The 13,095-nt window shown below is 66.8% G+C and carries 11 protein-coding genes; 9 read left to right on the top strand and 2 right to left on the bottom strand.

The window, feature by feature from the left end:
* Window position 1: 1 nt before the first annotated feature.
* Window positions 2-1,918: a sigma-54-dependent Fis family transcriptional regulator gene (locus J2T47_RS17255; protein ID WP_253449226.1), complete on the bottom strand. Its 1,917-nt coding sequence runs from the start codon at window positions 1,916-1,918 to the stop codon at window positions 2-4.
* Window positions 1,919-2,241: 323 nt separating this feature from the next.
* Here J2T47_RS17255 and exaC point away from each other — a divergent pair, with 323 nt between their 5' ends.
* Entirely contained in the window at window positions 2,242-3,762 is a 1,521-nt protein-coding gene (gene exaC / locus J2T47_RS17250) for an acetaldehyde dehydrogenase ExaC (RefSeq protein WP_253449223.1), read from the top strand.
* 245 nt (window positions 3,763-4,007) lie between these two features.
* On the opposite strand, the gene qhpR is transcribed toward exaC, so the two are convergent.
* Window positions 4,008-5,060: an AraC-like transcriptional regulator QhpR gene (gene qhpR / locus J2T47_RS17245; RefSeq protein ID WP_253449221.1), complete on the bottom strand. Its 1,053-nt coding sequence runs from the start codon at window positions 5,058-5,060 to the stop codon at window positions 4,008-4,010.
* Between the two features lie 337 nt (window positions 5,061-5,397).
* Here qhpR and eat point away from each other — a divergent pair, with 337 nt between their 5' ends.
* From eat to ppa, 8 genes are all read left to right on the top strand, one after another.
* Window positions 5,398-6,762, top strand: coding sequence for an ethanolamine permease (gene eat, locus J2T47_RS17240; RefSeq protein ID WP_253449219.1), 1,365 nt, complete (start codon window positions 5,398-5,400; stop codon window positions 6,760-6,762).
* 11 nt (window positions 6,763-6,773) lie between these two features.
* Entirely contained in the window at window positions 6,774-8,168 is a 1,395-nt protein-coding gene (locus J2T47_RS17235) for an ethanolamine ammonia-lyase subunit EutB (RefSeq protein ID WP_253449216.1), read from the top strand.
* A gap of 15 nt (window positions 8,169-8,183) precedes the next feature.
* Window positions 8,184-8,981: an ethanolamine ammonia-lyase subunit EutC gene (gene eutC / locus J2T47_RS17230; protein WP_253449213.1), complete on the top strand. Its 798-nt coding sequence runs from the start codon at window positions 8,184-8,186 to the stop codon at window positions 8,979-8,981.
* Window positions 8,982-9,243: 262 nt separating this feature from the next.
* Window positions 9,244-9,708 carry a GNAT family N-acetyltransferase gene (locus tag J2T47_RS17225; protein ID WP_045217031.1) on the top strand — a complete coding sequence of 155 codons (465 nt, stop codon included), beginning with the start codon at window positions 9,244-9,246 and terminating at the stop codon, window positions 9,706-9,708.
* Window positions 9,709-9,809: 101 nt separating this feature from the next.
* Window positions 9,810-10,694, top strand: a complete 885-nt coding sequence (locus J2T47_RS17220) for a substrate-binding periplasmic protein (protein WP_253449210.1) — start codon at window positions 9,810-9,812, stop codon at window positions 10,692-10,694.
* A gap of 194 nt (window positions 10,695-10,888) precedes the next feature.
* Window positions 10,889-11,548, top strand: coding sequence for a DedA family protein (locus tag J2T47_RS17215; protein ID WP_253449206.1), 660 nt, complete (start codon window positions 10,889-10,891; stop codon window positions 11,546-11,548).
* Between the two features lie 6 nt (window positions 11,549-11,554).
* A complete protein-coding gene (locus J2T47_RS17210; protein WP_253449203.1) occupies window positions 11,555-12,373 on the top strand; it encodes a zinc-dependent peptidase in 819 nt (272 codons plus the stop codon).
* A gap of 80 nt (window positions 12,374-12,453) precedes the next feature.
* Complete coding sequence (gene ppa / locus J2T47_RS17205; RefSeq protein WP_253449200.1) at window positions 12,454-12,984, top strand: inorganic diphosphatase; 531 nt, start codon at window positions 12,454-12,456, stop codon at window positions 12,982-12,984.
* Window positions 12,985-13,095 lie beyond the last annotated feature (111 nt).

Here is a 13,095-nt window from a genome sequence, read left to right as displayed (position 1 = left end):
CCTACGAAAGGCTCTTCCTGCTCAGGCCGTGGCGATTGAGCTTGCGGTACAGCGTATTGCGGCTGATGCCCAGGTGCTGCGCGACCCGGCTGACATGCCAGTGATGCACTTCGAGCACCTCCAGCAGCGCCTTGCGCTCGGCCGCGCCGAGGGCATCGCCGCCCTCCTCGGCCATGACGGCGCGAGTCGCAGGAGGAGCCGGCGCGCGGCGCAGGTCCGGCGGCAGGTCGGCCATCTGGATGCGTCCGCCATCGCACAGCGCACAGAGCGTGCGCAGCACGTTGCGCAGCTGGCGCACGTTGCCCGGCCAGGGGAAGTCCAGCAGGTGCCGGCGCACGTCGTCGTCCAGGCGCACGCTGCGGCCCTTGCTCTCCTCGGCCAGCAAGTGATCGAGCAGCGCGCCACGGTCTTCGCGCTCGCGCAGCGGCGGCAACGCGACCACCAGGCCGTTGAGGCGGTAATAGAGGTCTTCGCGGAACTGCCCGGCGGTGACCAGTGCTTCCAGATCGCGGTGGCTGGCGCTGATCAGGCGGATATCCACATCCTGCGGCTCACCGCCGATGGGCACCACCTGGCGCTCTTCCAGCACGCGCAGCAGGCGGGTCTGCAGCGCCAGCGGCATGTCGCCGATCTCGTCGAGGAACAGCGTGCCGCCATCGGCCTGCTGCAGCTTGCCGCGCATGCCTTCCTTGCGCGCGCCGGTGAAGCTGCCGCCGCGATAGCCGAACAGCTCGCTCTCGATCAGGGTCTCGGGAATCGCCGCGCAGTTCAGCGCGACGAAACTCTTGCCGGCGCGCTCGCCGCCCAGGTGTACGGCGCGGGCGAAAGCCTCCTTGCCGGTGCCGGTCTCGCCCTGCAGCAGCAGCGGCACGTCGTGGGCGTAGACCTTCAGCGCACGGCGGAAATCGTGGGCCAGTTGCGGGTCGTCGATGCACAAGCCTTTCGCCAGCGGCGCGCGCGGCAGGACCGGCGCGGCGGCGATGGGCCGCTTGCCGCGCAGCAGCGCATACAGGGTGCGCCCGGCGTGGGTGCGCAGCGGCCAGCTGGCGTTGGGATGCGGGTCGGCGCGACTGAACAGGTCGTCCAGGCGGCAATCGAAGAACTGCTCCAGCGAGCGGCCGATCAGGCTTTCCCGGCGACTGCCGAGCAGGTTGATGGCACTCTGGTTGGCGGCACGGATGCGCCCGTCGCCGCCGAAGGCCAGCAGGCCTTCGCTGAACAGCCCGAGGCCGTCCGGTTGCAGGTGGAAGCGCAGCAGCCACTGGTCCTCGAAATGGCGCAGGAAGTAGCAGCTCTCGATGGCCTTGGCCGACAGGTTGACCAGCGCCATGGTGTGGAACTGGCTCTGCCGCGACACGTCGCGACGCGCGGAGGAAACGTCGAGCACCGCCAGCAGTTCGCCCTGCGGGTCGAACACCGGGCTGGCCGAGCAGGTCAGGCCGGTGTGGCGGCTGCGAAAATGTTCATCCTGGTGGATGGTCAGCGCCTGCCGCTCCACCAGGCAGGTGCCGATGCCGTTGGTGCCTTCGCGGGCCTCGCTCCAGTCGGCGCCGAGCCACAGCCCGGCCAGTTCGAAGGTGCGCCGTTCGGCGGCTTCGCTGACGCAGTTGAGGATCACCCCGCGGGAATCGGTGAGCAGCACCGCATGGCCGGCGCCGGACAGTTGCTGGTGCAGACTGTTCATCTCGCCGCTGGCGATCTCCAGCACCTGGCGATGGCGCTCGCGGACTTCGAGCATGCGCGCGTGCTCCAGCACGGCTGGCGCCATGGGCTGCGCCGGGTCGAGGTGGTACTGCTCCAGGCAGCGCATCCAGGAGCGGGCGATCGACGGGTCGGCGCCGGGGGCTCCGGCGCGGGCCTTGCCCTCGGCCACGGTCATGACCTGGCGGGCGTGGCGGCTCAAATCGTTGGCGCGCATTCTTGTTGTTCTCCGCTTGGGGTCGGGGAGGCAGCCCCGAGGCTCTGTCGAATCCTGTAGGACAATTCAGCAGAACGCAGGACAGCATCCCCCACGCGCCAGCCCAATGCAACGTTCGGCCGACCGTCAGGTCACGACTGTCACGAATACGGGACAAAGTGTCACGAAGCACTGTACCGCAGGCGCAACAGCGCCCTTTCCGGGGCATCGGCAGGCAGCCGTCCAGGCCATGTACGGCGCGCCTTTCACTGGCATGGCCCGGCCCTTGCTCTACGCTTGTTCAACGTCCTCCCCAACAAGCACAAGACCCAGGAGATCCGACCATGCGTTATGCCCATCCCGGTAGCGAAGGCGCCATCGTTTCGTTCAAGGCGCGCTACGGCAACTACATCGGCGGCGAATTCGTCCCGCCGGTGAAGGGTCAGTACTTCACCAACACCTCGCCGGTGAATGGCCAGCCCATCGCCGAATTCCCCCGTTCCACCGCCGAGGACATCGACAAGGCGCTGGACGCCGCCCACGCCGCTGCCGATGCCTGGGGCCGCACCTCGGTGCAGGACCGCTCGCTGGTGCTGCTGAAGATCGCCGACCGCATCGAACAGAACCTGGAGCTGCTGGCCGTCACCGAAACCTGGGACAACGGCAAACCGGTCCGCGAAACCCTCAACGCCGACATCCCGCTGGCCGCCGACCACTTCCGCTACTTCGCCGGTTGCATCCGCGCGCAGGAGGGCAGCGCCGCCGAGATCAACGACAGCACCGTCGCGTACCACATCCACGAGCCGCTGGGCGTGGTCGGGCAGATCATCCCGTGGAACTTCCCGCTGCTGATGGCGGCGTGGAAACTCGCCCCGGCCCTGGCCGCCGGCAACTGCATCGTGCTCAAGCCGGCCGAGCAGACCCCGCTGGGCATCTGCGTGCTGATGGAGCTGATCGGCGATCTGCTGCCCAAGGGCGTGCTCAACGTCGTCCAGGGCTTTGGTAAAGAGGCCGGTGAAGCTCTGGCCACCAGCAAGCGCATCGCCAAGATCGCCTTCACCGGCTCCACGCCGGTGGGCTCGCACATCCTCAAGTGCGCCGCCGAGAACATCATTCCGTCCACCGTGGAGCTGGGCGGCAAGAGCCCGAACATCTACTTCGAAGACATCATGCAGGCCGAGCCGACCTTCATCGAGAAGGCCGCCGAAGGCCTGGTGCTGGCCTTCTTCAACCAGGGCGAGGTGTGCACCTGCCCGTCCCGCGCGCTGGTGCAGGAGTCCATCTACCCGCAGTTCATGGACGTGGTGATGAAGAAGGTGAAGGCCATCAAGCGCGGCGACCCGCTGGACACCGACACCATGGTCGGCGCCCAGGCCTCGCAGCAGCAGTACGAGAAGATCCTTTCCTACCTCGACATCGCCCAGCAGGAAGGTGCGCAGGTGCTGGTCGGCGGCAAGGTCGAGAAACTCGAAGGCAACCTCTCCACCGGCTATTACATCCAGCCGACGCTGCTCAAGGGCAGCAACCAGATGCGCGTGTTCCAGGAGGAAATCTTCGGGCCGGTAGTAGGCGTCACCACCTTCAAGGACGAGGCCGAGGCACTGGCGATCGCCAACGACACCGAGTACGGCCTGGGCGCGGGCGTCTGGACCCGCGACATCAACCGCGCCTACCGCATGGGCCGTGGCATCAAGGCCGGCCGCGTGTGGACCAACTGCTATCACCTGTACCCGGCGCACGCCGCGTTCGGCGGCTACAAGAAATCCGGCGTGGGCCGCGAGACCCACAAGATGATGCTTGACCACTACCAGCAGACCAAGAACCTGCTGGTGAGCTACGACATCAACCCGCTGGGCTTCTTCTGAGTTTGTTCTGATCCACCCGCCCGGCTCGCGCCGGGCGGCCTCCCCCGAATCGATCTTTGCGCGGCCCACGGGCCGCGCTTTTTTATGCCCGGGAGAAACCTGCGGCGCACGGTGAGAGGACAGACCATCGCGGACGGAGTCCGCTCCTACCCAAGGTTTGAACATCGCACGGACCTGTAGGAGCGGGCCACGCCCGCGATCCGTACGCAGGCCGCCGGCATAGCCGGCGCCCCACGAAGCACGGTTCAGCTGGCGTCGCTACGCCACTGCCGCGGGCTCACGCCGAACCAGCGGCGGAAGGCGCGGGAGAACGCGCTGGTCTCGGAATACCCGAGCAACGGCGCCAGCTCGGAGATCGGCCGCTGCGGCTGCCGCAGGTAGTGCAGCGCCAGCTCGCGACGGGTGTTTTCGACCAACTGGCTGAAGCTCAGCCCGGCCTCGCGCAGGCGCCGTTGCAGGCCGGCGGTGGTGAGTTCCAGCTGCTCGGCGATGATCTCCAGCGATGGCTCGCCATCCGCCAGCGCCAGGCGAATCTGCGTGCCGGCATCCTCCACCAGATTCGGCGCACCACTCTGCTCACCCAGGCGACGGATCACGTCCTGCACCAGGAACAGCAGGTTGGCGTCGCGCTCGGGCATCTGCCGGCCGTAGAGGTCGCGCTTGGGAATCAGCATCGAATTGCAGCCGCGCTGGAACAGCACCGGCGCGTCGAACACCCGACCGTGTTCCTGCCAGCCTTCCGGCCGCGCGTGCTCGAAGCTCACTGCGCGCGGCGCCCACTCGGGGCCGAGCGCGTGGCGCATCAGGTTCAGCGCCATCCCCAAGGTCAGCTCGGCGTCCTGCCGGCGGTCGAGGATCGCGCCATGGCGCACCTGGTAGTCGAAGCGATAGCACTCGCCGCAATCCACCAGGCGGATCAGGGTGTCGTGCTGGTGATAGGGGAAGGCCGCGGCGAAGTTCTTCAGCGCCTCTTCCAGGGTCTCCGAGCACAGCCCGACGTAGCCCAGCAGGCCCAGCTCGCGGGGGCGGAACTGCTCGCCGTAGCGCAGGCCGAAGTTGTCGCAACCCGACTGCCGAGCGGCCTCTTCCAGCACCTGGCAATAGTTGGTCAGCGCCAGGCTCAGGGTCGGATGCAGCAGGCGCTCCGGATCGATGCCGGCGCGGCCGAAGACGCGGTCGATATCGCCGCCCTGGTCGCCGATGAAGCGACCCAGGCCGCTGGCGGCGGCGGACAGCACGCCGATGTTGCTGGCCAGGGGCAGGCTCAGGCCGGACGGGGAAAACAGAGGCTGGCTCATGTCGGTTACCGATCTTGTTATGAGGCACTTCGAACCCATAAACGAAGCAAATCCCGTGCCTCGTCCAGCTCTTGTCCAATCAGCCGAACACCGCGCTACGCCTGACCTGCAGCTGCCACAGCACGGGGCGGGCAGGCAATTTCGGGCACCAGAAGCGGGCACCGTGCGCACGGTGGGGCGATGGGTAACAACCAGTTGACCCTGCACGGCGAAAGCCGGTTCCAGCGGTCAAGTCTTGCGCGGCAGTGCGCCACTACCATCGGGGCTCGGCTATCCGTCCATGCCCCTGCGGCCCGCCCCTTGCGGCCTATCCCTTGCGGAGAGAGGAATAACAACAATGAGCGCATCACAACTCAAACCAACGCTTGGCACCCTGCACCTCTGGGGGCTCGCCGTGGGCCTGGTGATCTCCGGCGAGTACTTCGGCTGGAGCTACGGCTGGGCCGCCGCCGGCACCCTGGGCTTCCTCGTCACTACGCTGATCGTGGCGGTGATGTATACCTGCTTCATCTTCAGCTACACCGAGCTGACCACCGCCATCCCCCACGCCGGCGGCCCCTTCGCCTACAGCCTGCGGGCGTTCGGCAAGACCGGCGGGATGATCGCCGGCATCGCCACCCTGATCGAATTCGTCTTCGCCCCGCCGGCCATCGCCATGGCCATCGGCGCCTACCTCAACGTGCAGTTCCCCGGCCTCGATCCGCGGTGGGCAGCCACCGGCGCTTACGTGATCTTCATGACCCTGAACATCCTTGGCGTGAGCATCGCCGCCACCTTCGAGCTGGTGGTGACCGTGCTGGCGGTGGCCGAGTTGCTGGTGTTCATGGGCGTGGTCGCACCGGGCTTCAGCTTCAGCAACTTCGTGCTCAATGGCTGGGCCGGCTCCGACGTGTTCGGCTCCACCGCCATGGCCGGCATCTTCGCCGCGATCCCGTTCGCCATCTGGTTCTTCCTCGCCATCGAGGGTGCGGCCATGGCCGCCGAAGAAGCCAAGGATCCGAAACGCACCATCCCGCGTGCCTACATCGCCGGCATCCTGACCCTGGTGACCCTGGCCATCGGCGTGATGATCTTCGCCGGCGGCGTGGGCGACTGGCGCGCCCTGTCGAACATCAACGACCCGCTGCCGCAGGCGATGAAAGCCGTGGTGGGCAACAACTCGACCTGGATGCACATGCTGGTGTGGATCGGCCTGTTCGGCCTGGTGGCGAGCTTCCACGGCATCATCCTGGGCTACTCGCGGCAGTTCTTCGCCCTCGCCCGCGCCGGCTTCCTGCCCCGCGGCCTGGCCAGGCTGTCGCGCTTCCAGACCCCGCACCGCGCCATCCTCGCCGGCGGCGCCGTGGGCATCGCGGCGATCTTCAGCGACGGCCTGATCAGCCTGCAGGGCATGACCCTGACCGCGGCGATGATCACCATGAGCGTGTTCGGCGCCATCGTCATGTACATCATGAGCATGTTCAGCCTGTTCAAGCTGCGCCGCAGCGAGCCGGACCTGGAGCGCAGCTTCCGCGCGCCAGGCTACCCGGTGGTGCCGGCCATCGCGCTGGTGCTGGCGCTGGTGTGCCTGGCCGCCATGCTCTGGTTCAACAGCGTCATCGCCTCGGTGTTCCTGGTGCTGATGATCGGCGGCTGCTCCCTCTGCAGCATCGTCATCAGCCTCAACCGCGGCACCGACGCATCGTTCGCCAGCCAGGGCTGAGGAGTAGCGCCATGTCCGGATTCGTCCACAGCGTCGGTGGCCAGACCTGGCGCTTCGACAGCCTGCGCGAGGTGATGGCCAAGGCCAGCCCGGCGCGCTCCGGCGACCGCCTCGCGGGGGTCGCCGCCGGCAGCGATGCCGAGCGCGTCGCCGCGCAGATGGCGCTGGCCGACATCCCGCTCAAGCACTTCCTCGACGAGGCGCTGATCCCCTACGAGAGCGACGAGGTCACCCGGCTGATCATCGACAGCCACGACCGCCAGGCCTTCGCCCCGGTCAGCCACCTCACGGTAGGCGGCCTGCGCGACTGGCTGCTCGGCGATGCCGCCGACGAAACCAGCCTGCGCGCCCTTGCTCCCGGGCTGACGCCGGAGATGGCCGCGGCAGTGTCGAAGATCATGCGCGTGCAGGACCTGGTGCTGGTCGCGCAGAAGATCCGCGTGGTCACCCGCTTCCGCAACACCATGGGGCTGCGCGGGCGCATGTCCACCCGGCTGCAGCCCAACCACCCGACGGACCACCCGGCCGGCATCGCCGCCAGCGTGCTCGACGGCCTGCTCTACGGCAACGGCGACGCCATGCTCGGCATCAACCCGGCCACCGACAGCCTGCAATCGATCTGCACCCTGCTGGAGATGCTCGACGCGATCATCCAGCGCTACGAGATTCCCACCCAGTCCTGCGTGCTCACCCACGTCACCAGCTCCATCGAGGCGATCAACCGCGGCGCGCCGCTGGACCTGGTGTTCCAGTCCATCGCCGGCACCGAGGCGGCCAACGCGAGTTTCGGCGTGAACCTGTCGATTCTCCGGGAAGGCTACGAGGCCGGGCTGTCGCAGAAGCGCGGCACGCTGGGCGAGAACCTGATGTACTTCGAGACCGGCCAGGGCAGCGCGCTGTCGGCCAATGCCCACCACGGCGTCGACCAGCAGACCTGCGAGACCCGCGCCTACGCGGTGGCGCGGCACTTCAAGCCGTTCCTGGTGAACACCGTGGTCGGCTTCATCGGCCCCGAGTACCTGTACAACGGCAAGCAGATCATCCGCGCCGGCCTGGAAGACCATTTCTGCGCCAAGCTGCTCGGCGTGCCCATGGGTTGCGACATCTGCTACACCAACCACGCCGAGGCCGACCAGGACGACATGGACATGCTCCTGACCCTGCTCGGCGTGGCCGGCATCAACTTCATCATGGGCATCCCCGGCTCCGACGACGTGATGCTCAACTACCAGACCACCTCCTTCCACGACGCGCTCTACGCGCGCCAGACGCTGGGCCTGCGGCCGGCGCCGGAGTTCGAGACGTGGCTGGAGCGCATGGAAATCCTCCGCCAGCAGGACGGCCGCGTGCAGATGGCCGGTCAACTGCCCGGCGCGTTCCGCCACGCGCTGGCGCAACTGTCCTGAGTTGAGGAGTCTTCGATGAGCGACAGCTTCACCCCCAACCCCTGGCAGGAATTGCGCCGCCTGACCTCCGCGCGTATCGCCCTGGGCCGCGCCGGCACCAGCCTGCCGACCGGCGCGCAGCTGGACTTCCAGTTCGCCCACGCCCAGGCGCGCGACGCCGTGCATCTGCCCTTCGACCGCGACGGCCTCGCCGAACAACTGGCCGAACGCGGCCGCGACACTTTGCTGCTGCACAGCGCCGCCGCCGACCGCGACACCTATCTGCAACGTCCCGATCTGGGCCGCCGGCTGAACGCGGCATCGGCGGACATCCTGCGCCGCCACGCCGACCGCCATCCCCAGGGCTACGACCTCGCCGTGGTGATCGCCGACGGCCTCTCGTCGCTGGCCGTGCAGCGTCACAGCCTGCCCTTCCTCGAACGCATGGAAGAACAGGCGCGCAACGAAGGCTGGAGCCTGTCGCCGGTCGCGCTGGTGCAACAGGGACGGGTTGCCGTGGCCGATGAAGTCGCCGAGCTGCTGCGGGCGAAGATGGTGGTGATCCTGATCGGCGAACGCCCCGGCCTGTCATCGCCGGACAGCCTGGGCCTGTACTTCACCTGGGCACCGAAGGTCGGTCTGAACGACGCCTACCGCAACTGCATCTCCAACGTGCGCCTGGAAGGCCTCAGCTACGGCCTCGCCACTCACCGCTTGCTGTACCTGATGCGCGAGGCCTGCCGCCGGCAGCTGTCGGGGGTAAACCTGAAGGACGAGGCGGAGCTGCCGACCCTGGAGGGCGGCGGGCCAGGGGCGAATTTCCTGCTGACCTGAACTCCCGGCCGCTGCGTACTGCTCTTTTGTAGGAGCGAGCTTGCTCGCGAACGTGTCTCCCGGCCGCTCCGTTGCTGAGGCGGTTCGCGAGCAAGCTCGCTCCTACAGCTCTTTAGGCCCCATCTGCCAAGCCTTCCAGATCAAACGCTCGCTTGGATTGCGCTTTCAACAATTTCTGGTGCAGCATCGGACCAATGGCCATCCGCTGGCATAGCCCCTGCATTGCCATACCAGCCCACCCACCTCCCGCCGAGGCCCGCTTATGCGCATCGTGCAAGCCACGCTCGACCACCTCGATCTGCTCGCGCCGCTGTTCGTCAAATACCGCGAGTTCTACGGCATGCTCCCCTACCCCGAGTCCTCGCGGAAGTTCCTCGAGAAGCGCCTGCGCCGCAAGGAATCGGTGATCTACCTGGCCCTGCCGGATGACGACGACAGCAAGCTGATGGGCTTCTGCCAGCTCTACCCGAGCTACTCCTCGCTATCGCTCAAGCGCGTGTGGATCCTCAACGACATCTACGTCGCCGAAGAAGCGCGCCGCCAACTGGTCGCCGACCACCTGCTGCAGACCGCCCGGCAGATGGCCCGCGAGACCCAGGCCGTGCGCATGCGCGTGTCCACCAGCGTCAACAACGAAGTAGCGCAGAAAGTCTACGAGTCCATCGGTTTCCGCGAGGACAGCGAGTTCAAGAACTACATATTGCCGATCAGCGACGACCTCAACTGAGGATCCCGCCCAAGGTGCGGGGCGGCCCGCTGGCATCGGCGGGCCCGGCGCATTAGAGTGCAATCAGCGGAATCACCGCGGCCTCCGCATGAAGGGATCCCATGCGTATTTCCCTGCTTGTTCTGCGCACCGCCAGTCTCTGTCTCGCCATCCTGGGCGCCAGCGTCCAGGCTCAGACCTTGCGTGTCGCCACCCTGGAATGGGCGCCCTACGTCGGCAGCGACCTGCCGGGCAACGGGCTGGCCAGCCGCATCCTCAGCGAAGCCCTGGCGCTCAACGGCGACAAGGCCGAGCTGGTCTTCCTGCCCTGGCAACGGGCCCTCAACGAAACCCGCGAAGGCCGCTTCGATGCACTGATGCCGGCCTACCTGTCACCCGACCGCAGCCAGGACTTCTACACCTCGATGCCGCTGCTGGACTCCCAGCTCGGTTTCTTCCGCCGCCGCGACCGCGCCCTGCCGATCAACCCACGCGACCTCGACAGCCTGCGCCCCTACCGCATCGGCGTGGTGCGCGGCTACGTCAACCAGGAAGGCTTCGACGCCGCCGACTTCCTCAACAAGGACGTGGTCAGCAGCGACTGGCAGAACCTGGAAAAGCTCCTGCGCGGGCGCATCGACCTGGCCGTGGTGGACCGCTACACCGGCTACCAGCTGCTCAGCCAGAACGCCCCGGCGCTGCGCGAGCAACTGGAGTTCGTCGACCCGCCGCTGGAGGTCAAGCCGCTCTACGTGCTGGTGCCCAAGAAGCGCGCCGAAGGCGAAGCCCTGGCCGCCAGCCTCGACCGCGGCCTGCGCACCCTGCGCCGCAGCGGTCGTCTTCAGCAACTGATCGCCGAGGCCCGTCTGGAAAGCGCGATGAATACCCGCGAAGTCGCCGCGCATCCGCTGGCCGAGCAGTTGCCGGCGACCCGCGATCAGCACGGGGCCGCGCTTTCGCCTCAGGCCCAGACGAGCCTGCTGAGCTGGCAGGCGAGCCTGCTCTGACAAGCCCGGGGGCACTGCCCCGGCATTTGTCACAAGGCGTTGCCGCGCTCACAGCGACAGGATTTTCACGCAGAAGCTGTAATATCCTCCCGCGGACCTCCGTCGCAGGATTCGACGGAGCGCTCTCCCGGCAGCCCGGCCGCGCCTTATAATGGGCGGCCCGGCCGTTCACCTTGTTGTCAGACAGGCTTCTCATGGAATTCAACCCGATCGACCTGATTCTCCACCTCGACACCTACCTGTCGCTGGCGGTAGCCAACTATGGCACCTGGATCTACGCCATCCTCTTCCTGGTGATCTTCTGCGAAACCGGCCTGGTGGTGACGCCCTTCCTGCCGGGCGACTCCCTGCTCTTCATCGCCGGGGCCATCTGCGCCACCGGCGGCATGGACCCGTGGATGCTCGGCAGCCTGCTGCTGGTCGCAGCGATCACCGGTGACAGCACCAACTACGTGATCGGCCGAACGCTGGGCAAACGCCTGTTCAGCAACCCGGACTCGAAGATTTTCCGCCGCGACTACCTCGACCAGACCCACGCCTTCTACGAACGCCACGGCGGCAAGACCGTGACCCTGGCGCGCTTCCTGCCCATCGTGCGGACCTTCGCGCCCTTCGTCGCCGGCATGGCCTACATGCCCTACGCGCGCTTCGTGTTCTTCAGTGTCGCCGGCAGCATCGCCTGGGTCGGCGGCCTGGTGACCCTGGGCTTCTTCTTCGGCAACGTGCCCTTCATCAAGCAAAACCTCTCGTTCATGATCATCGGCATCATTGCCTTCTCCCTGCTGCCCATGGTGATCGGCTTCGTCCGCCACAAGCTGCGCCCGTCGGCCAAGGCCCAAACCAACGAGCGCTGATCCCCCATGTGGTCGTTCAGCGCCTGGCGCCGCCGGCGCTTCCTCGCCCGCTATCCGCTCGACGCCGAGCTGTGGGCGCAGGTGCGCCGGCACCTGCCGATTCTTGACGGCCTGAGCGAAGAAGACCTGCAGCGACTCGGTGAGCGGGCCCTGCTGTTCCTGCGCGACAAGCGCCTCTCGCCACTGCCGGGCATCGAACTGGACGACTACCGCCGCCTGCTCCTGGCCACCCAGGCCGAGCTGCCGCTGCTGCACCTGCCGGACCTGAACTGGTACGGCGGCTTCCACGAACTGGTCCTTTACCCCGACGACTTCGTCAGCCCGCAGAAGCACCGCGACCCGGCGGGTGTCATGCACGAATTCGACGACGAGCGCGCCGGTGAGACCTCGTTGCAGGGTCCGGTGATCCTCGCCTGGCCCGGCGTGGAAAGCGGCGGTGGCTGGGATGCCTACAACCTGGTGATCCACGAACTGGCACACAAGCTCGACATGCTCAATGGCGATGCCAACGGCATGCCGCCGCTGCACCGCGACATGCGCGTCGCCGACTGGGCCGCGGCCATGCAGGCCGCCTACGACGACCTGAACCGACAGCTCGACCGCGACCCGCAGGCGCACACCGCCATCGACCCGTACGCGGCCGAGAATCCGGCGGAGTTCTTCGCCGTCACCAGCGAGTACTTCTTTACCGCTCCGGACCTCCTTCAGGCGGCCTATCCCAAAGTCTATGAACAGCTTTCGCTGTTCTACCGGCAAGATCCGCTCGCGCGTCTGCACAAGCTGCAGGCCGATCACCCCGAATATCAGGAAACTCAGGCGCACTAGGCGATGTCTGTGGCTTGGACACGGCAATCTGCCTATAATCCGCCGCACTTTTTCGGCCCGACCACTATCTGGAGTCGTCCATGAGCTACAGCAGCATCCCGGCTGGCAAAGACCTGCCGCACGACATTTACGTCGCCATCGAGATCCCGGCCAACCACGCGCCGATCAAGTACGAGATCGACAAGGACACCGACTGCCTGTTCGTCGACCGTTTCATGGCCACCCCGATGTTCTACCCGGCCAACTACGGTTTCATTCCGAACACCCTGGCCGACGACGGTGACCCCCTGGACGTGCTGGTGGTGACTCCGTATCCGGTCGCTCCGGGCTCCGTGATCCGCGCCCGTCCGGTTGGCGTGCTGAACATGAGCGACGAAGCCGGCGGCGACGCCAAGCTGATCGCCGTGCCGCACGACAAGCTGAGCGTGCTGTACCACGACGTGAAGGAATACACCGACCTGCCCGCCCTGCTGCTGGAGCAGATCAAGCACTTCTTCGAGAACTACAAGGATCTCGAGAAGGGCAAATGGGTGAAGGTCGAAGGCTGGGGCGACACTGCCCAGGCGCACGACTACATCAACAAGGCCGTCGCCGCCTTCCAGGCCAAGTAATGGTTGCGGGTTGACCCCCGCCACGAAAAGCCCCGCCTGCGCGGGGCTTTTTTATGACCAGGAATAGGCTTTTCGTCCCGACTTTGCTACCATCCTGGCCCCCGCACGCAG

It is taken from the genome of Pseudomonas nitroreducens, from assembly GCF_024170165.1.
GTDB classification, from domain to species: domain Bacteria; phylum Pseudomonadota; class Gammaproteobacteria; order Pseudomonadales; family Pseudomonadaceae; genus Pseudomonas; species Pseudomonas nitroreducens_C.
This window is presented reverse-complemented; position numbering and strand designations above follow the sequence as displayed.

Coding starts and splice junctions, on each gene's coding strand:
- J2T47_RS17220 (WP_253449210.1), top strand. CDS start 9,810: ATGCGTATTTCCCTGCTTGTTCTGCGCACCGCCAGTCTCTGTCTCGCC.
- J2T47_RS17255 (WP_253449226.1), bottom strand. CDS start 1,918: ATGCGCGCCAACGATTTGAGCCGCCACGCCCGCCAGGTCATGACCGTG.
- J2T47_RS17235 (WP_253449216.1), top strand. CDS start 6,774: ATGTCCGGATTCGTCCACAGCGTCGGTGGCCAGACCTGGCGCTTCGAC.
- exaC (WP_253449223.1), top strand. CDS start 2,242: ATGCGTTATGCCCATCCCGGTAGCGAAGGCGCCATCGTTTCGTTCAAG.
- eutC (WP_253449213.1), top strand. CDS start 8,184: ATGAGCGACAGCTTCACCCCCAACCCCTGGCAGGAATTGCGCCGCCTG.
- J2T47_RS17225 (WP_045217031.1), top strand. CDS start 9,244: ATGCGCATCGTGCAAGCCACGCTCGACCACCTCGATCTGCTCGCGCCG.
- ppa (WP_253449200.1), top strand. CDS start 12,454: ATGAGCTACAGCAGCATCCCGGCTGGCAAAGACCTGCCGCACGACATT.
- J2T47_RS17215 (WP_253449206.1), top strand. CDS start 10,889: ATGGAATTCAACCCGATCGACCTGATTCTCCACCTCGACACCTACCTG.
- qhpR (WP_253449221.1), bottom strand. CDS start 5,060: ATGAGCCAGCCTCTGTTTTCCCCGTCCGGCCTGAGCCTGCCCCTGGCC.
- eat (WP_253449219.1), top strand. CDS start 5,398: ATGAGCGCATCACAACTCAAACCAACGCTTGGCACCCTGCACCTCTGG.
- J2T47_RS17210 (WP_253449203.1), top strand. CDS start 11,555: ATGTGGTCGTTCAGCGCCTGGCGCCGCCGGCGCTTCCTCGCCCGCTAT.